This is a genomic window from Acinetobacter sp. YH16040_T, from assembly GCF_024605785.1.
In the GTDB taxonomy this organism is placed as follows: domain Bacteria; phylum Pseudomonadota; class Gammaproteobacteria; order Pseudomonadales; family Moraxellaceae; genus Acinetobacter; species Acinetobacter amyesii.
In genome coordinates, this window is the sequence record NZ_CP094541.1 from 1,545,223 (window position 1) to 1,565,066 (window position 19,844).

A 19,844-nucleotide genomic window follows, 5' to 3' on the forward strand; every position below is an offset into this window, starting at 1 on the left:
ATAGTTTAAGCCGTTCGAACGGTATAACGACCATGTAAAATGTAGTAAGCACCAATACATGCAAAGGCAGCAAATGCGCTATACAAATACAATTGTGAGTAACCAATATGGTCGAGCAATTTACCGATAAAGTATGGTCCAAAGCCTAAGCCTGCATCCAAAAATATAAAGAAAGTCGAAGTGGCAAAGCCCATACGTTCAAGCGGTGCACTTTTCACGGCAACTGTTTGGCAGACCGACTGAATATTGCCATAACCGAGTCCAAGTAGGCCTGCACAAAGTAAAAGCATCCATGAACTCTGAGTGATGCTGAGTAATACCAATGCCACGCCCATAATCACAAAAGCAGGGTAGATCACTACATTTTCACCTTTACGGTCCATCAACGGGCCTGTAAATGGGCGAGAAATTAAAATCGCAATGGCATATATCAAAAAGAAAAACGAGGCTGTTTCAACCAAATCGATTTCTTTGGCATAGAAGTTAATGAAAGACAATACGCCTGAATAGCAGATTGAAGCGAAAAGCATGATGAACGATATCGGTAATGCTTTAGGTTCTACAAATTGAGCAATCCAACTCGGTTTTTTGACAGCTTCAACAGTATCGAGGGATTTATTGATTTTGGGTAAATCGGGCACTTGAATCAGCAAGGCAACCAATAGGCAGCTCAATGCGATAATCGTAGAAACGATAAAAATCGCGTGATAACCAATGTGTAACATCATCCAAATGGCAAGAAATGGCCCAATAGCTGTACCTAAAGTACTACTCATGCTGTAGTAGCCAATGCCTTCACCGCGACGTGTAGCCGGTAAGATTTGAGCAATTAAGGTACCCAGCACTGTTGATGCCATACCCATCATAAAGCCATGCATAAAGCGTATGAAAAGCAACATGCCGACGCCAAACTGAATGAAGTAAAAACCAGAAAAGACTAAAAAGCCAATTAAACCAACGATCAGTGTTGTTTTACGACCAAAACGTTCTAGGAACTTACCCACCAATAAACGCCCGACCAATGTGCCGACAATGAACAAGCCTGAAACTAAACCTGCTTGGGCTGTAGTCGCACCCAATTCAGCCACCGCATAGCCCACGATCACCACAACCAAGAGATAAAAGGTTAAAACCAATTGGAAGTTAATGGCGCTGACTAAAATAAAATTTCGAGTCCAAAGTGGTGCGTTATCTTGCATGATCATCACCTATAGTGTTTTGTTCAAGTTCTTGCATGACACGGTGTAAAATTTGAATGGAGTGTTGGATATCTTGGCTTGCTACTGGCGCGATCAGGCGCTGCTCAAAGGCATCTATGTCTTTTGCACATTGCTGAAATAACTCACGTCCAGTCTCGCTGAGCATCATTTTCTTTTGACGTTTATCGTTAGTTTGTACATGACTCAAAATATCCATCTGCGCAAGAATTTTGACACGCTTAGTGATGGATGGCTTGGATACGTTTAAATATTCAGCCATTTCAATAGATGTACAAGCGGTTTTTTCACGGATGACAAACATGACTTGCCAAAGCGAATTGTTCAATTGATAGGGCAATAAAATCGTGTTGATTTCATCACTCATCAGACGCGCACAGCGCAGAAGTGAAGAGCGGAAACCTAATGAGGTATTCATGATAGTTAACTAGGGTAACTAAATTATCGCAACTGTACGCCTAATTTATTTTGAATTCAAGTGAACAACTCAAAGCATAAAAAACAGGTATAAAAAAACCTGCGCGCACACAGGTTTTCTTGTATAACATTTCATTTAAAGCTTATCGTTCAATGCATATCATTGAATTGATAACTTAAACAATGCGAGTTTATTCTACAGAAGCTTCTGCAGCTGCAATTGCAGCATCTTCCGCTGAACTGTCTGCATTTTCTGAAATTTCTACACTTTCACCATCTGCATAAGCAAGTTCTTCACCTTCTGATTCAGCTTGCTCTAAATAAGCCGCAATTTGTTCATCCGTTAATTCAGGTTCACCTTCAGACATCATCGCTTGTTCTTGTAATTGCGCTTGTTCTAAATTGTTCATCATACTTTGCATATTGAACATCAATGGGATCATGACCAATAAATAAACAATCATCAGGATTAGATACAATGACCCAATAACTTTCTCTGTTTGTTCCGTTGGCCGTTTTATGCCATATTTATTTTCACCTTCAGTGCCTTTTGAAGCCATCACATAAATGCTAAAGATGGTTCCGACCAGTGGGATGAGAAAAATTAAACAGAGCCAACCGCTTTTATTTAGATCATGTAAACGACGAATCGTAATGCAGATCATTGCGACAAACATTGCAACGATGGAAACGACAATCAGAGCGATCGCACTGAGTCCTAAGAATGAATTAAAAAGTGCATCAATACTACGTTCTGCTGAATTGAAAAATGCAAAAAGACCCAGCGCGACGCTGATGCCCAATAGGCAGGTATAAATCATACTAATGATAAATAACCACGCTAAATAAGACATGCGGCCAAAACGTCCCTCAGGAGACAGGGGATGATCGGCTTTTTGAATTTGAGGCTGAATATTTTGATCTTGTTGAAACGGATTCAATTCGCTTGAAGTAAGTTCAGTCATTATTATTCCAATTTTAATTATCTAATTTATTTTCTATGCCCAAAAGGGCAGCATTATTGTATAGCGAAGTAAAAAAAGGTCAAATATTAGACATGGCTAAGTCGTCAAATATTCCTTAGCCATGCTGTAATGTGGTCTGTTATTTATGTAATTTACGATACTCTTTAGGGCGCATTGGACGACTGGCTTTCCACAAACCTTTCTTTTGTTTACGTGCTTTGCTTTGTAAATTCATCATATAGTGCAAATGCTTTTGGTCACGGATGTATTCTTCGTAAACCCACGCAGCACCACGTTTTACCATTTCTTCATTCATGCATTTACGATAGCGATAAATAACCCCAACGCAGCGGCCATAACGGTCTACATCAGTGATTTTTACGCGAACAAATTTCTTGTAAACCATGGATTTGATCAGTCGAGCGGACTCTTTACCGTAGGCTTGTGTCGATTCTGGCGCATCCACATAAGCAAAGCGAAGTTTGGTTTTAGAACGTCTTAGATTCATCCGATAGCAGGTGAGGGTGTCGCCATCACTAATATCAGATACACGACAGAGGTAAGATTTTCCTTTCTTAAAAGGTTGGAAAAAATCCTTTAAGAAAATGGTGACTTTATAAAGAACATAGACTGTGATCAGGCACAGTACTGCACCTAAAGCCATGAGCCAATTCGCGGAGAGATTTGAAAGCATACACAATGATATGAACGAGGTCATATCGCATAAAAACAGGAGTTTAGATTTTATAAGAACTCATGATATATGGCTGTCGAACAAACCGACGGTCAGTTAAAAATACCTTAAATAATCAGCATTTGATCTATAAATATACAGCAAGTTTCATCACGCAAAACTCTATCTAAATACATGCAAATAGCCTAAGTAAAGTGGTGTCCCATTGAAAATAGCCTAAGCAAATATTTTAGAAATTTCGCTTCGCAAAAAAACATGCCGTGAATTTAATTCCAAATCATTATGCCAATACATCCCTAATTTAATTTTCGGCAAGTCTACAGGTACATCAAAAATATTCAGTTCGGGAGCAACCTGTAAATGCGTCAAAATATTTTGCGGAATCGTCAATATCGCCTTGGGTTGCTGTGCCAAAATTTGTAGCGCAGTAGAGTAATGCTGACAGCGTAAAAAAATCTCTCTAGAGTGTTTTTTACGATTTAAATAAATATCTTCAACTAATACACCTGCACGTCGGGAAGAAACCCCAATGTGAGGAGCAGAAAGATAAATAGATTCATCCATCTTGGAATGTTGACTACAAACCACGAATTGGTCTTCAACTAAAGTTTGAAAATTTATTTTTTCACCAAAGTTTTGCTCAAGATCAATCGCAAAATCGATTTGCTGTGCAGCAAGGTCAGCCACAATGGTTTTGCGGTCTAATTTAATACTGGAAAATTGGATCTGAAACTGTTGCTGTTGAAAGTGTTCAACTAACTTAGGAAAAATAATCGGTTCAATTTCATCATGTACGGCAATTTTTAAGCTCTGTACCATTGAAGGAGTAAATTGTTGTTTTTGGATAGAAATACTTTGAATCGCAATAAGCGCATTTTTAATTACGGGATAAATCTGTTCAGCAAATGGAGTCGGGAGCATTTTTGCCCCAGCACGTACAAATAAGTCATCTTGTAAATGTTGTCTTAAACGTTGAAGTGCATGACTCGCTGCAGACTGAGTAATACACAAAATTTGTGCTGCTTTTGAAATGCTTTTTTGTTCATAAACTGCGATATACAGTGGATATAAATTGATATCCATACGGTGGAAAACACCCATATCAATGACGGTGTTTTTATGAATACTATTCATGTTCATCTATTGAATTAAATCATTTTGTTCATATTAGATTTCAGGTTATGGTGTTGTAAAGCGTAAAGAACATAATATTTAAAGGATATTGTCATGTTTGAACTTTCAGCACGTGCACAAGATTATATTGAAAGAACAAAAAAATTTATTAAAGATGAAATTGAGCCTGTAGAAACTGAGTTTTGGGCAGAAGTTCATGAGTTGAACCAAGGTGGTGATTGGACCAAATGGCAATGGCCGGCACAGTTAGAGGTTTTAAAGGATAAAGCCAAAGCTGCAGGCTTATGGAATATGTTCTTACCTTGTCCTGAACTTGGGCAAGGCTTATCTGTACAAGAATATGCACACATCGCAGAACTTTCAGGCCGTAGCTTACTTGCACCCACGGTATTCAATTGTAATGCACCAGACAGCGGCAATATGGAAGTGATTTGGCGCTATGGTACGGAACAACAAAAGCAGCAGTGGTTAACACCATTACTAGAAGGCAAAATCCGTTCGGTGTTTTGCATGACAGAACCTGCTGTTGCTTCAAGTGATGCCACCAATATGGAAGCAACAGCTGTCGTTGAAGGCGACGAAATTGTGTTGAATGGCCGTAAATGGTGGTCTTCAGGTTTAGGTGATCCAAATGCCAAAATCATTATTTTTATGGCACATACACCAGATGAAAGCAAAGACCGTCATCATCAGCATTCTATGGTTTTAGTACCAGTTGAAACTGCTGGAGTGAAAATCGAACGTATGCTTCCAGTCTTTGGTGATTATGATGCACCTCATGGACATGGAGAAATTAGCTTCACAAATGTACGTGTTCCTGTTGCAAACTTTATTGGCGGCGCTGGTCAAGGTTTTGAAATTGCACAAGGTCGCTTAGGCCCAGGCCGTATTCATCACTGTATGCGGTGTATTGGTGCAGCTGAAAAATCGCTAGAACTGATGATTGACCGTGGTATGAGCCGTACTGCTTTTGGTAAAGAAATTTTAAAACTCGGTGGCAATTTAGAGCGTGTTGCAGAAGCACGTGTTGCGATCGATCAAGCACGTTTACTGACCCTCTATGCAGCATATAAAATGGATACTCTAGGGAATATGGCTGCATTAACCGAGATTTCGGCAATTAAAGTGGTTGCGCCAAGTGTCTTAGAAAAAGTCGTTGATATGGCGATTCAAATTCACGGTGGTGCTGGGGTTTCTCGAGATACACCGCTCACAGGTTTCTTTGCCCAAGCACGTTCACTGCGTCTAGCTGATGGCCCTGATGAAGTACATAAAGGCATGATTGCTAAATTAGAATTGGCTAAGCGCGGTTACAGCAGCCGTCGTAAAAAATAAACAAGTTGTAGTCACATATTTGGCATGGCAACCCCGAGTTGTCCATGCTATAAAACTATAGAAAATTATATTTTTATCATCATGATAGATTCAAGTTTAGGAAGAAAAGCATGTCAGTGATTGATGTAGGCGGTTCAGTTCGTGAGGGTGAAGAACTGGATGTACGTGCCGTAGGCAATTGGTTGATTGAACATGGCGTTGAAATAGAAGGGCCTGTTGAAGTCACTCAATATTCAGGTGGCGCATCAAATTGGACTTATCGCTTAAAATACGACAATGCTGATTTAATCTTACGTCGTCCACCGAAAGGTACCAAAGCCAAGTCTGCACATGATATGGCACGTGAATTTAACGTACAGAAAGCATTATCTGAATTTTATCCTGTACTCCCTGAAATGGTGGCGCTATGTCAGGATGAATCAGTTATTGGCTGTGATTTCTACGTGATGAAGCGCGTAGAAGGCATCATTCCACGTGCAAACTTACCCAAAGAATTAAATTTTGATGAAAGCCAAGTTCGAGCGTTATGTACCAACGTCATCGACAAGTTAATTGAACTGCATCAAGTGCCATATGAAGGCACAGCTTTAGAAAAAATAGGCAAGGGCGACGGCTACTGTCGTCGTCAAGTGGAAGGTTGGGACGCACGCTATGAAAAAGCCAAAACCTTAAATGTTCCTTCTTTTAAATATGTCCGTAATTGGCTCAAAGACAATATTCCTGCTGACTCTAAAACCTGTGTAATTCATAACGATTGGCGTTTTGACAACGTCATTTTAGATCCAAATGATCCTACCCAAGTGATTGGCGTATTGGATTGGGAAATGGCAACGCTTGGCGATCCACTGATGGACTTAGGTTCAGCTTTAGCGTATTGGGTTGAAAGTGGCGATAACGCAATTTTTAAAGCGACTCGACGCCAGCCGACTAACTTGAAAGGTATGTTTAGTCGTAAAGAAGTCGTTGAATATTACTTAGAAAAAACTGGTCTACAAACAGACAACTGGACATTTTATGAAGTGTTCGGCATTTTCCGTTTAGCCGTGATCGCACAGCAAATTTATTACCGCTTTTACCACAAACAAACCAATAATCCGGCATTCAAAGATTTTTGGATTGTGATCCATGCTTTACATATTCGTGCCTTAAAACTTATTGGTTTGCAAAAACTTGAAGCCAATGACGTGGCACAAAAATATATTGAAAAAATGAAGGATATTTTAGGGAAATGACCACGATATATTTAATTCGGCACGGTCAGGCTTCTTTTGGTGCAGAAAGCTATGACAAGCTTTCTCCCAATGGTGAGCTACAGGCTAAGGTGCTGGGACAGTATTTCGACCGTATTTTAAAAGAAAGTCCTTATGTGGTTGCGGGCTCCATGCAACGTCATCAACAAACAGCCAATCTTGCATTGGCTGAATGCTTTCCAGAAGCACAAGTTGATACAGATAACGCGTGGAATGAATTTAATCATCAGCAAGTTTTTGCTCAATATGAACCTCGATTTAACCAGCCGCATTTATTAAAAGAAGATGTATCTAAGCATGAAAACCCGCGTGCTTATTTATCTAAAATTTTTGAAGGTGCCATTGAACGTTGGACAGGCGGAGAATTTCATCATGAATATGATGAATCTTGGCCACATTTTAAAAGTCGAGTCGAAACAGCGCTAGAAAAGTTATGCACTCAACTGGCTGAAACCAAACCGCGTTATGCCGTTGTGTTTAGTTCAGGTGGAGTGATCTCCGTTGCAGTCGGTAAAATTTTAGGGCTGAGTCCTGAAAAAACATTTGCACTCAATTGGGCCATTGCCAATACCAGTATGACAACACTGCGTTTGGTTGGAAATGAACCGCAATTACTCAGTTTAAATGAACACCATTTTATAAAAGCAGTTGATCCAAATTTATTGACTTGGATCTAAGATAAACAAAGGAATTATCATGGCTAAAACAATTTTAATTACAGGTGCAAGCTCAGGGATTGGTGCAGGAATGGCACGCGAGTTTGCACAAAAAGGCTACAACTTGGCCATTTGCGCACGTCGTTTAGAGCGTCTAGAAACGCTAAAAAATGAACTGGAAAGCCAATATGGTATTAAAGTGGTTGCGAAAACCCTCGATGTCACAAATTACGATCAAGTGTTTGAAGTATTCCGTGCCTTTAAAGCAGATTTTGGCAGTATTGATCGTGTTATTGTCAACGCAGGTGTCGGTGAAGGTCGTCGTATTGGTAAAGGCAATTTTGAAATTAACCGTGCCACAGTTGAAACTAACTTTATCTCTGCTTTGGCGCAATGCGAAGCTGCGATTGAAATTTTCCGTAGCCAAAATGCAGGGCATTTGGTGGTGATTTCTTCGATGAGTGCTATGCGCGGCATGCCTAAACATTTAACGGCTTATGGTGCGAGTAAAGCAGGTGTTGCTGCTCTAGCTGAAGGTATTCGTGCAGAACTGATTGATACCCCAATTAAAGTAACCACTATATTCCCTGGTTATATTCGTACAGAGATCAATGAAGGTGCGAAAAAACTACCATTTGAAGTCGATGAAAAAACTGGTTCACATCTTTTAGCAAAAGCCATTGAGAAAGCACCGGTTAAAGCTTATGTACCACAATGGCCGTGGTTGCCTTTAGGTCTTGCGATGAAAGTATTGCCGTTGAAGATCGTGAATAAATTAGGTTAATTCTTTATATAATAAAAAAGCTCCAATATTAGGGCTTTTTTATTCTCAAATAATATTCGCCATCCTCTGTAGGTTAAAAAGGAATACATAAAACCTGTGATGAAAAGACATTAAAAGCAGCCGATTTTGCAAAGAAAAAATGGAGTAATTACTCAGATTATTTATAAATAAGATATTGAAAATAAATAAAATGTTGAATATTTGAACAGACGATGATTTGTTCTCAAAATAGCGATTTCCTTTTTTTTAATTTGCTTTAATGTACAACTGTTCATTAATTTTTAGGTTTGTACTATGTCTATGTCTATGTCTTCCGATATGACAGATCAACAGCGAATTAACAAAGTCAGAACTGTCGTAACGAAAGCTGGTGAAGACTTACGTCAGCAATATCCCATTTTAAAGCATCAAAACTTTATAGGCGCAGCCATCCTTATTTTTGCGCTACTGGGAATGTTGGGTTCAGCTTGGGCGTTTGCTGTTGGCATTTTACCTGCATGGGCTTGTGTGATTTTGGTGGCGATGTTTGCTTCACTGACACATGAATTAGAACATGACCTGATTCATTATATGTATTTTAAAAAGACGCCGTGGGCTCACCATCTCATGTTGGCTTTGGTGTGGTTAGCACGTCCCAATACCATTAGTCCTTGGGCACGTCGTCGTTTGCATCTCAACCACCATAAATATTCAGGTTCAGAATACGATTTGGAAGAACGGGGCATTAGTAATGGCATGCCGTGGGGTTTACGTCGTATATTGGTCATTAGCGATCAATTGATGACGGTTTATTTGCGCCCATTTCAAATGTTCAAGATGATTAGGACATTCATTGAAAAACAGCCTGAAAAAGAACGTAAAACTGCATTCTTCTCTCAGCTGACTGGTTTTTTTCCTTTAAGTTTTGTTTATTACGGCATTTGGTATGTATTTGTCATTTATCATGTGGTGAATGGTATTGCTCCGATGTTAGGGCAAAGTATTAGTTGGTCAGTCAATTTAGTGAAATTAATTCCAACGATTAATTTTCTAGCTGTGGTTTGGATTATTCCGAACTTTATACGCTCTTTCTGCTTGCAATTTATCAGCTCAAATATGCATTATTATGGTGATATTGACCCACGCGATGTCATTAAACAAACTCAGGTGTTAAATCCGTGGTGGTTGTTCCCAATGCAATTATTTTGCTTTAACTTTGGTTCGACCCATGCCATCCACCATTTTGTGGTCAAAGAGCCGTTTTATATTCGTCATCTAACCGCAAAAACTGCACACCAAGTCATGCGTGAGGTTGGTGTACGTTTCAATGATTTTGGAACCTTTAAACGCATAAACCGCTGGAATTAAATCAGTACCATCTTCAAAAAAAGCCCTCAATTGAGGGCTTTTTTATGATCTAAACGTTTATAAACTACTTTTGCGCAAAAAAATGTTTGAGTGCATCTTGCAAGGCAACTTGCCATACCGCGTAGGAATGTCCGCCGATATACGATTTGTAATGTACATCATGACCTTTATTTTTTAAGTCGGCTGCAACAATAGGCGAAGTCTCTAAAATACTCAGTTCATTATTATTGCGTGAGCTTTCATAACTATTGGCAGTAATAAACCAATGCTGTTTAGGTTGTGAGGTTTTATCACGAATGATTTTACTCATGCCATTTGGGAGGTCTGTCGGCGCATTTTGCCACCAAAATGATCCAGATAAAGGTACGACGTGACTAATTTGATTTGGATTGTCTAAGGCTAAATAAGCTGAACTTAAACCACCAAGGCTTGACCCAAGTAGTACCGTTTTTTTCGAATCGACTTTTGCAGGTGCATTTTTTTGAATCCAAGGCATCAATTCAGCACTAAAAAATGCTGAAAATTTTATATTTGGTGTTAATTCTTTAGGTCGTTCCTGATCGTTCGGTGGAGAAACAAAAATGGCTTGAATTGCCGGTAACTGACCTTGCTCAACTAATATATCTAATGCCTTTGGAACATTCAGCAACTCGTTATATTGCTGACCATCAAAAAATATAGCGGTGATATAGCTTTGATTTTTCTTAGCTTTAGATTGGTAAATTTGGATTTTACGTGAGTTATTCAAAATTTTGCTGTCTAGAACAAACTCTTGTAATTGGGGCTGGTGCACATTTGGATATTGTTTTGGATCAATAAATGGTGGGGCATCTTTAAGAGCCAAAAAATTTTCATTACGCAAGCCTGATGTGTCATCACTTGCGAGATAAGTTTTTTCATTGAAAGGATCAATTCGTTGCATCTGTATCACAGCACGACGCTGCGTTCTTGATTCTTTAAGTTTAGGATTCAGATGCGGACAATAATTTGACAGATAGCCTTCTAAGTTTGGTAAGTCGACAGCAAAGCTATAACTGCCAATGTAACGATGATCAATAATCGATTCTTTAAACCAAATATCGGTATTCGGTAGGCGTGTCAACCATTCATGGTCATTACTTGGGCCACCAATAAGACGAACATTATGCTGCGCACCTTTCCATAAGAAAACTATGCGGCTATGTTGTTCATCATAGTTTTCAATGATTGGTGTACCCATAAGCTCTACACGCTTCCAAAAATCTTCAAGAATTTGAGCACGTTGTTTTGGATTTTGATTTAACTGATGTTGTAGGTTTAATAATATTTGGCTTTGCGCTTTGACATCTTCACATGCAGCAGCATAGGGGAAATATTTTTTTTCTATTGTATCGGTTAAAGCGGGTGAATTTTGAATTTGGGCAAAAGCAGAAGAAACTGCAAAGCTCATAGAACAAGCCAAAAAAAGTAGGGAAAGTTTTTTCATTGAAATAATAAAATAGGTAGAATGAAATCAGATAAATGATAATCATTATTAATATAAAAAACTAGCAATATGCCGCAGAATGGTGCTTTTAAAAAAAGAAAATGTAGAAAAATAACAATAGAGTCAATGCTTTGTTTTTTAAAATAATTAAAATAATGCAGTCGACAAGCTTTAATTCATTACCCAAATATTATGCTACTCAAAGTATCAACACTGCTGCTGTTACCTGCATTACTGATCCAAGGTTACCGTGTGAAAAAAAATACCCCACGTTTAGCAGAACCGGTGGGAGAGCGCTGTGGAATGATTGGTCAGGGTAATCGGCCATTATCGCTATTAATACTAGGTGATTCAGCAGCAGCAGGTGTCGGCGTCGAGCATCAGTCGGATGCGTTATTGGGACAATTACTTAAAATTTTATCGCCTGATTATCAAGTTCACTATTGCCTTGAAGCCACAACGGGACATAACAGCCAGCAAATCATCAATGCTTTGGACAATGTCACTACGCAGAACTTTAATGTCGTGATCAGCTCTGTTGGTGTCAATGATGTCACAGCATTAAAACAACCAGACCAGTGGTTGAAGCTCCAGCAGCGCTTATATCAAGCTGTTGAGGAAAAGTTTCATCCACAGCTATTGATTATTTCAGGTGTGCCACCAATGGATGAGTTTCCAGCTTTACCGTTTCCATTGTCATGGCTGTTTGGACAATATTCAAAGAAGATGAATGCGCTGTTAAAAAATTATGTTAATACTCAAGCGAATATGCGGTTAATTCAATACGATTTACACGATTATCGTGAGAAAAATTTACAAATGGCCAAAGACGGCTTTCACCCGAGTAAAGAAATTTATCAGTTATGGGCTGAAATAATAGCGAAACACATCACTGAAGAATTTTCATAGACAATAATGATTCAAACACTGGGCGAAGTTAAATCTACATGAGCAAAGACATTTCCGACGCAAATCCGCAAATCGAAACGCATCCTTTAGCGCCATTTTTGCCATCAAATGGGAAACTCTTGATGCTAGGGAGTTTTCCGCCACCCAAAACACGCTGGAAAATGGATTTTTACTATCCAAATTTCCAAAATGACATGTGGAAAATCTTTGGCCTATGTTTTTTTCAGGATAAAAATCATTTTCTCAATCTAGATAGCAAGACTTTTAAAGAACAGCGCATTCGAGATTTTTTAAATCAAAAAGGCATAGGCATTTTTGATACGGCCTATCAAGTGATTCGTTTGAAAGGAAATGCATCAGACAAGTTTTTACAGCTCCATCAGCCAACCGATATTGCGAAGCTGCTTCAAAAAATGCCGAATTGCCACAGTATTATGACGACGGGAGACAAGGCGACTGATACTTTGATGCTCTCGATGCCAGAAAATACGGAAAAACCACACATTGGGCATGCTGTTCGTACCGAATTTGCAGGCAGAGATTTGACTTTATACCGCATGCCATCATCATCTAGAGCATATCCACTAGCACTGGAAAAAAAAGCTGAAGCCTACCAAAGCTTATTTAAAGATATAGGCTTACTTTAGGGAAGTTTACGTTATTGTGAGATACCTTGAAGAAAATGTCCCTTTTAAACAGGCAAACATTCAATACTCAAAACGTGGCATCTTATGGATAAATATCAACTCCTTAGCCATCATATTCAACATAATCCCAAAGGTTTAATCGCGCTTTAATTTCTTTGCGAATATTCGGTAGCATAGGTAGTAAAGTGCCATCGATCCATAAACTCAGAGTCTGAGACGAAACTTTTTTGTTTGCATCATCAACAATTTGCGCGCCTTTCACGATCACCAAAGTTTCTTCGCTTGCCGTCGTTTCAATGCCTTTAAATAAAAGCTGTAATTCATGACCTGTATCTTGAATTAACCATTCCAACTCAATTTGGATATTGTGATTAGATTTAAGTACAGCTTGGCCTTCAATCATGTCATTGTCAGATAAGCAGTCATGCTCAACCCGAACTTTTGACAAAAACCATTCTTGATGACCAAGTTCAGGAAGTGTCGTAAAAGGCGTTAAAATATCACTTAAATTAAATTGGCGGCTTAAATCAAAAAATTGCATTAGAAAACTTTAGGAGGAGATAAAACAAAATAAGAGGTGGATGTTAAAGCATCATCAAGTTTGAGTAAAACCTTTGCTTTTATTGAGATATTTTATGTATAAATAGCATTCAATCTATCTAAATTAAGTCTAAGAAAAATGAATTGCGAAAATAATATACACACAACGGATGTGCGCAGCCCCATAGACTTAAAAGATCCAATCGAAGCTAAACAATGGGCCGCTGAAGTGAATCTTAAACGACCGTGGCGTTATGACATCTTTCAAATGTATGTTGACTCTATTTGGGCTTTCAACCCGAATGCCCGTGTACTTGAACTAGGTTCAGGTCCAGGTTATTTGGCTGAATTTTTAATTAATCATTGTCCAAATATTCACTACACAGCATTTGATTTTTCCGAAGCTATGCATGACTTGGCAAAAGGAAAACTAAGTGTAGCGCAACGCTTAAAATGCAATTTTATAACAGGGGATTTCAAACAATCGGATTGGGAAAAATCTCTTCACTTCAATGAAAAAAGTACCTTTGATGTGATTATTATTCATCAGGCCTTACATGAATTGAGACATAAGGCGTATGCAGCAGAGTTTCATCGGACTGTAAAAACGTTGTTAAATACACAAGGCGTGTATTTTGTATGTGATCATTTATATGCAGCACATGCTCAGCAAAATCATGAGTTGTATAAGTCAGTTGAGGAACATTTAGCAGCGCTTAAAGCAGCCAATTATGGCCAAGTGGAATGTCTTGGCGAAATCAATGGTTTGGTTATTTTCAAAAGCCAGCACTCATATAAACGAGACTGACCAAGAACATCTTCGACTTGATCGAACTTTTCAGATTATTTCAATAAATAGCCTCGATGAGGAAAATTTAATCATTTAGCAGTGCATTGTCATTACATCATCCATTCAATCGGGAGGTATGACACTGCTTTTATGCTAAATCTTTGGAATCGAGTTGTTTCTGGTTCATGAATATAGGTTTTGATTTTTCCATTTTTTTGATGCTCTAACCAAATGATTTCGCCGTTTTTATCCAGTTTTAGCTCATATGCAATTTGCGGTAAGTATTGGTTTAATGCGGCAGAAATATCGTTTTGTAATCGATCAGATTTAACGACTAGACCAACTTCCGAATTTAAATTTGCGGAACGTGGATCAAAGTTAAACGATCCAATAAACACCATACCGTCAATATCGAAAAATTTTGCATGCAAACTAGAGGCATTTTTGCCTTTCGCAGGGATGATATTTCCAGTCATGACTTCATACCATGTGCGTTTAGAGCGTTCTATATAGGGTTTAAATTCATATAATTTCACGCCATTTTCGAGTAAGTCTTTGCGATATTTTTGATAAAACGCATGAACGACAGCGACGTCATTGGCTAAAAATGAGTTGGTTAAGACGCGGACTTCTACATTTTTACCTGCAAGGCCTGTCAGAAAGTCAGTCCCTTGTTGTGTGGGAACAAAATAAGCTGAAACCAATTCCATGCGTTCTTTGGGCTGTCCCATCAAGGTCGAAAATTGGTTATAAATCAATTCTTGTTCTTTGGCTTCACCACGTATTTTATTCGGACTATCCGCAATGAAATGTGCTTCGGCCCAATTCACCGGTATTAGTTTAAGCTGAGCCGCCAGTTGTTGCTGTGCATAGTTAATGCGCTGCTGATCTTTAGTTAACGTTGTAGAATTTTCTTGGTATGTTTGTCTTAATTGATTTAATTCTTCTTTTGTACCTGCACCAATCCATTGCTGGACAGAATAACTCAAATCATCATTCCAAAAGTTCAAAAACACCTGATTGGCTTGTTGTATGGCTTCGCCATAGAAAAGGATGTCCAAATCTGTAAATTGAAAACTTTCACTGGCATCAAAATATTCATTACTGATGTTACGACCGCCAGTTACGCCCATAAAACCATCGGCAATAATTAATTTATTATGCATACGATGGTTAATGTGCTTTAAGCGAAATGCATAATCAATGACACGTAAATTTCTGAATTTATAGGGATTAAACAGTTTGATTGAAATATTGGGATGAGCTGAAAGGGATTGTAAGGTCGGATCGAGTTTCGTCCCGTTTTGATCATCAATTAATAGCCTTACTTTTACCCCACGGTCAGCGGCATGCAGTAATTCTCGAAACATCAGATGCCCAATAGCATCATTTCCCCAAATGTAATATTGCAAATCGATGGTGTATTTTGCATTTCGAATTAAATGTAGGCGAGAAGCAATGCTTAAGAAAGCATCATCTAAGGCTAAATAAGCCGTTTGTTTTTGTTTTAATTTTTCAAAATCCGTAGCAGACGTAATCCATTTTTCTGCATGTGATTGTATAGGGACATCTTTTTTTGACTGATTGCTAGGTAAGCTGCATCCAGTTAATAGGCTGATCGAAACAGTTAAACCGACAGTACAACTTATTTCACGTAATTGTATCATTCGAATAGCATTAATCATTCCTTGAAAAATTCATCATAACATCATGTTTTAAGGTTGTATTTAGGCTTAAAAAGAGGTTACTGTAACTCATCTGTTAATATAAGCCATACAGGATGTTTTTAGACATGAAATCACGTGCAGCCGTTGCTTTTGGACCGGGTCAGCCTTTAGAAATTGTAGAAATTGATGTGGCACCACCGAAAGCAGGTGAGGTTTTAGTCAAAATTAGCCATACAGGTGTGTGTCATACAGATGCATTTACATTGTCAGGTGATGATCCTGAAGGTGTATTTCCAGCTATTTTAGGGCATGAAGGTGCAGGTGTTGTGGTTGAAGTCGGTGAAGGTGTGACTTCAGTGCAACCGGGTGATCATGTTATTCCGCTTTATACTGCAGAATGTGGTGAGTGTTTATTCTGTAAATCGGGTAAAACAAATCTTTGTGTATCTGTACGAGCAACACAAGGGAAAGGTTTAATGCCTGATGGCACAACACGTTTTTCTTATAATGGTCAGCCGATTTATCACTATATGGGCTGTTCAACATTCTCTGAATATACTGTGGTTGCAGAAGTTTCTTTGGCAAAAATTAACCCTGAAGCGAACCACGAACATGTATGTTTGTTGGGGTGCGGCGTAACAACAGGCCTTGGTGCAGTTAAAAATACCGCTAAAGTTCAGGAAGGTGACTCAGTTGCAGTCTTTGGTTTAGGTGGAATTGGTTTGGCTGTGGTACAAGGTGCTAAAAAAGCCAAAGCAGGTCGTATCATTGCAGTAGATACCAATCCTGACAAATTCAAACTGGCTGAAGAATTTGGCGCTACCGATTTTGTTAATCCAAAAGATTATGATCGTCCAGTTCAAGAAGTGATTGTAGAAATGACCGGCTGGGGCGTTGACCATTCATTTGAATGTATTGGCAATACCAATGTGATGCGCTCTGCTTTGGAATGTGCTCACCGTGGTTGGGGGCAATCTGTGATTATTGGTGTGGCAGGTGCAGGTCAAGAAATTTCAACCCGTCCATTCCAATTGGTTACTGGTCGTACTTGGAAAGGCACTGCTTTCGGTGGTGTTAAAGGTCGTTCACAATTACCGGGTATGGTAGAAGAAGCCATGTCAGGCGAGATCAAACTTGAACCATTCGTGACCCACACCATGGGGCTAGATAAAATCAATGAAGCTTTTGATTTAATGCATGAAGGTAAATCAATTCGCTCTGTTGTACATTTTGAAGATTAAGCATTGATGTAAATATTAATGCGTTAATTTTCACTGTTTTAAAACTAGGCTTTGGCCTAGTTTTTTTTGTGTCGTTATAACAAATCAAAACTTCAAATTAGGATTTGCAAAAAGTGACAGATTGTTAGACATAAAATGATAAAAAATGCCAAATGATAGATTTTGTCCCGAATTCACATGGTGGGAAATTAGCACTAAACATAAGGTAAGCATAATTTAAAAACAAATGTATATTAATGCATTATCCGAGGCAAAAAATGACAACTACAAGTTACAAGCCTGAGTGGATTCGGGAAGATTTTATTGATTTTATTGCAGAAAAATTTGATGCAATTTGGGCCTACAAACGTGTAAAAGCACAATTGGTTAAATCACGTTGTGTGGGAATCGGGTTTTATGAACTGAGTTTTTTAGCGAATCACAACTTTAAAGTAGCAAACTATCGACCAGGCCAATGTGTTCTGGTGACAGTTGTAAAGGATGGTGTACGTCATCAACGTAGCTATAGCATCGTCGAAATCAATACATCTGGTCATGTAGTCATCGCAGTCAAACAACAAGGCAAAGTGTCCAACTGCTTAACTCATTTAAAAAAAGGTGAGGTTGTTGAATTATCTCAACCGCAAGGTGAGTTTGGCTTAAAGCTAAATTCGGATCGACCAATTTTGCTGCTTGCTTCTGGTAGTGGCATTACCTCAATTATGGCTTTGTTTAAACAAGCAATACAGATTGGGCGTAAGGTTGACCTGATTTATTTCAATCGAGATGATGCGTATTTGGATGAATTGATTCAACTGGCGAAGCAATCTAACCATGCACATTTACATGCGATTAATACGCTGAAAACCAAATTGCATATCACACCAGAGGTGCTAAATCACATGGTCCCTGATTTTAAGCAGCGAGATTGCTATGCCTGTGGTGCAGCGCCAATGATGCAAAGCATTGAACAACTGTATCTTGAGTTCAAGCTTTCAGATTATTTAAACACCGAATATTTTCAAATGATTGCTGATGATTCAGTACCTGCTCAACCTGTCACTTTTAGTTTAGCCCAGCAAGATTTTTTGGCAGAAGGTAATTTAATGGAAAGTGCTGAAAAAGCCGGTTTAAAACCTGCGCATGGCTGTCGGATGGGTATTTGTAATACTTGTTCGTGTACGAAATTACAGGGTTCAGTGAAAAACTTACTCACTAGTGAAATTGATCATGCGAATAACACACAAATCAAATTATGCGTTTCTCAGGCTATTTCACCTGTACGTATTCAACTCTAATCCAAGCCGCATAAAAACAAATCAGGGGCATCATCATGAATCAATCGATATATATTAGTCCGAATAGTAAGTCACGTTATTTATCTCCAGAACAAACTGCTGAATTTGGCGAAAAAGTCGAGCAAATACGACTTGAAATCATGCAGAGTGTAGGTGAAAAAGATGCAGCGTATATTTATAAAATTCGCAATTTTGTCCGTTATAGCGAGATCGCATCTCGTGGCATGTTGATGTTTGCAGGTTGGATTCCACCAGTATGGTTACTCGGTACGGGTTTATTGGGTATTTCTAAAATCGTAGAGAACATGGAACTCGGTCATAATGTGATGCATGGTCAGTTTGATTGGTTAAATGACCCAAGCTTAAATGGTGCTAACTATGATTGGGATACTATTGCCACAGGCCAAGACTGGAAATATACACATAACTATGTTCATCACACCTATACCAATATTGTCGGCATGGACCATGATGTCGGCTATGGTTTGATCCGTGTGAGTGAATCGCAAAAGTGGGAGCCACGTTTCCTTTTTAATATTCCACTGGCTGCCCAACTCATGGTTTTCTTTGAGTGGTATGTCGGCATTCAACGTTTACATTTAGAAGATGTTATTGCGTATAAAACCAAAACTTGGAAAGATGTATGGCATGAAGCAGCCGATGTACGTCAGAAAATTAAGCGCCAAGTGATTAAAGATTATGTATTTTTCCCGCTTATTGCAGGTCCCAATGCGATTCCTGTATTTGCAGGCAATGCTGTAGCCAACGTAATTCGTAGCTTATGGGCTTCAGCTGTCATCTTTAATGGCCATTTTACTGAAGATGCAGAAAACTTCGAAATGGACAATACCGAAAATGAAACTCGAGCAGAGTGGTATCTCCGTCAAATTCGTGGCTCAAGTAATTTTAGTGGAACACAATGGTTACATATACTCAGTGGTAATTTGAGTCACCAAATTGAACACCATTTATTTCCAGATATGCCTGCGAATCGCTATGCAGAAGCCGCACCTAAAATTAAAGCACTTTGTGAGGAATATAGTATTCACTATAACGAAGCCAGTTTTATCAAACAGTTTGCTAGCGTTTGGGTTCGCCTCGCGAAATGCTCAGTGCCGAATGACTGGAGAGCCGAGCTCAAGGAACGCTCAGCATCACTTCAGCAGCGCCTTAAACAAAAAATCATGAAGAAAATCGGGCGTTAAAAAACAGTATTGTTTAGCAATATTGTCCTAAGAGATCTTAAATTAGAAGCTGAAGTTATGTATTAACATCAGAAACGCAATTTGATTCAAATAAAAGAACGATACACGGTAACGTCATCTGCAACTGTTTGAGACAGGACTACTTCTCATCAAAAATGCTTTTGCGATACTTTGAATAATTTGACGCTAGTGAACGAGTTTTGTCGGTGAGGTGCATTGCACTGCAAGATGGTTTCCTTGCGAAGCTTTGCTTCTCATTTTGACTAATGAGAAACATTGTTTCGTAAGAGCACCTCCAGCCGAA

19 protein-coding genes are annotated in these 19,844 nt (G+C 38.8%); 11 read left to right on the forward strand and 8 right to left on the reverse strand.

Going from position 1 to position 19,844, the window contains the following annotated elements; translation table 11 throughout:
* Positions 1–5: 5 nt before the first annotated feature.
* The 5 genes from MST16_RS07545 to MST16_RS07565 all read right to left on the reverse strand — a co-directional run bounded on the left by MST16_RS07545 (position 6) and on the right by MST16_RS07565 (position 4,427).
* Positions 6–1,205: an MFS transporter gene (locus MST16_RS07545; protein WP_373683446.1), complete on the reverse strand. Its 1,200-nt coding sequence runs from the start codon at positions 1,203–1,205 to the stop codon at positions 6–8.
* A complete protein-coding gene (locus MST16_RS07550; RefSeq protein WP_180011432.1) occupies positions 1,189–1,635 on the reverse strand; it encodes a MarR family winged helix-turn-helix transcriptional regulator in 447 nt (148 codons plus the stop codon). The genes MST16_RS07545 and MST16_RS07550 overlap by 17 nt, the downstream gene beginning before the upstream one ends.
* A gap of 190 nt (positions 1,636–1,825) precedes the next feature.
* Entirely contained in the window at positions 1,826–2,599 is a 774-nt protein-coding gene (locus MST16_RS07555; protein ID WP_180011434.1) for a DUF805 domain-containing protein, read from the reverse strand.
* A gap of 139 nt (positions 2,600–2,738) precedes the next feature.
* On the reverse strand, positions 2,739–3,293 hold the full coding sequence (locus MST16_RS07560) for a thermonuclease family protein (protein WP_078193824.1): 555 nt from the start codon (positions 3,291–3,293) through the stop codon (positions 2,739–2,741).
* A 216-nt stretch (positions 3,294–3,509) separates the two neighbouring features.
* Positions 3,510–4,427 (reverse strand): LysR family transcriptional regulator, encoded by a 918-nt coding sequence (locus tag MST16_RS07565; protein ID WP_168377547.1) that lies wholly within the window; start codon positions 4,425–4,427, stop codon positions 3,510–3,512.
* A 93-nt stretch (positions 4,428–4,520) separates the two neighbouring features.
* On the opposite strand from MST16_RS07565, the gene MST16_RS07570 reads away from it, so the two are divergent.
* The 5 genes from MST16_RS07570 (at position 4,521) to MST16_RS07590 (ending at position 9,799) form a co-directional block, all read left to right on the forward strand.
* A complete protein-coding gene (locus MST16_RS07570; protein WP_168377546.1) occupies positions 4,521–5,762 on the forward strand; it encodes an acyl-CoA dehydrogenase family protein in 1,242 nt (413 codons plus the stop codon).
* A 110-nt stretch (positions 5,763–5,872) separates the two neighbouring features.
* Entirely contained in the window at positions 5,873–6,994 is a 1,122-nt protein-coding gene (locus tag MST16_RS07575; RefSeq protein ID WP_168377545.1) for a phosphotransferase family protein, read from the forward strand.
* On the forward strand, positions 6,991–7,689 hold the full coding sequence (locus tag MST16_RS07580; protein WP_078193820.1) for a histidine phosphatase family protein: 699 nt from the start codon (positions 6,991–6,993) through the stop codon (positions 7,687–7,689). Before MST16_RS07575 ends, MST16_RS07580 begins: the two co-directional genes overlap by 4 nt.
* Before the next feature lie 19 nt (positions 7,690–7,708).
* On the forward strand, positions 7,709–8,452 hold the full coding sequence (locus MST16_RS07585; protein ID WP_180011436.1) for an SDR family oxidoreductase: 744 nt from the start codon (positions 7,709–7,711) through the stop codon (positions 8,450–8,452).
* A 300-nt stretch (positions 8,453–8,752) separates the two neighbouring features.
* On the forward strand, positions 8,753–9,799 hold the full coding sequence (locus MST16_RS07590) for a fatty acid desaturase (RefSeq protein WP_180011456.1): 1,047 nt from the start codon (positions 8,753–8,755) through the stop codon (positions 9,797–9,799).
* Positions 9,800–9,863: 64 nt separating this feature from the next.
* Here the strand turns inward: MST16_RS07590 and MST16_RS07595 are convergent, their stop codons facing one another.
* A complete protein-coding gene (locus MST16_RS07595; protein ID WP_180092116.1) occupies positions 9,864–11,228 on the reverse strand; it encodes an alpha/beta hydrolase-fold protein in 1,365 nt (454 codons plus the stop codon).
* 228 nt (positions 11,229–11,456) lie between these two features.
* Here MST16_RS07595 and MST16_RS07600 point away from each other — a divergent pair, with 228 nt between their 5' ends.
* On the forward strand, positions 11,457–12,173 hold the full coding sequence (locus tag MST16_RS07600) for an SGNH/GDSL hydrolase family protein (RefSeq protein WP_180011440.1): 717 nt from the start codon (positions 11,457–11,459) through the stop codon (positions 12,171–12,173).
* A 38-nt stretch (positions 12,174–12,211) separates the two neighbouring features.
* Positions 12,212–12,820, forward strand: coding sequence for a uracil-DNA glycosylase family protein (locus tag MST16_RS07605; RefSeq protein ID WP_180011442.1), 609 nt, complete (start codon positions 12,212–12,214; stop codon positions 12,818–12,820).
* 103 nt (positions 12,821–12,923) lie between these two features.
* Here MST16_RS07605 and MST16_RS07610 read toward each other — a convergent pair whose 3' ends face one another.
* A complete protein-coding gene (locus MST16_RS07610; protein ID WP_180011444.1) occupies positions 12,924–13,361 on the reverse strand; it encodes a hypothetical protein in 438 nt (145 codons plus the stop codon).
* Between the two features lie 138 nt (positions 13,362–13,499).
* On the opposite strand from MST16_RS07610, the gene MST16_RS07615 reads away from it, so the two are divergent.
* Positions 13,500–14,168 carry a class I SAM-dependent methyltransferase gene (locus MST16_RS07615; protein WP_180011446.1) on the forward strand — a complete coding sequence of 223 codons (669 nt, stop codon included), beginning with the start codon at positions 13,500–13,502 and terminating at the stop codon, positions 14,166–14,168.
* A gap of 92 nt (positions 14,169–14,260) precedes the next feature.
* Here MST16_RS07615 and MST16_RS07620 read toward each other — a convergent pair whose 3' ends face one another.
* Positions 14,261–15,817, reverse strand: a complete 1,557-nt coding sequence (locus MST16_RS07620) for a phospholipase D family protein (RefSeq protein ID WP_168377539.1) — start codon at positions 15,815–15,817, stop codon at positions 14,261–14,263.
* Positions 15,818–15,942: 125 nt separating this feature from the next.
* Here MST16_RS07620 and MST16_RS07625 point away from each other — a divergent pair, with 125 nt between their 5' ends.
* From MST16_RS07625 to MST16_RS07635, 3 genes are all read left to right on the forward strand, one after another.
* Positions 15,943–17,058 (forward strand): S-(hydroxymethyl)glutathione dehydrogenase/class III alcohol dehydrogenase, encoded by a 1,116-nt coding sequence (locus tag MST16_RS07625; RefSeq protein ID WP_078193885.1) that lies wholly within the window; start codon positions 15,943–15,945, stop codon positions 17,056–17,058.
* A 257-nt stretch (positions 17,059–17,315) separates the two neighbouring features.
* Positions 17,316–18,335 carry a flavin reductase family protein gene (locus MST16_RS07630; RefSeq protein WP_180011448.1) on the forward strand — a complete coding sequence of 340 codons (1,020 nt, stop codon included), beginning with the start codon at positions 17,316–17,318 and terminating at the stop codon, positions 18,333–18,335.
* Between the two features lie 35 nt (positions 18,336–18,370).
* Positions 18,371–19,540: an acyl-CoA desaturase gene (locus MST16_RS07635; RefSeq protein WP_180011450.1), complete on the forward strand. Its 1,170-nt coding sequence runs from the start codon at positions 18,371–18,373 to the stop codon at positions 19,538–19,540.
* Positions 19,541–19,844: the final 304 nt, after the last annotated feature.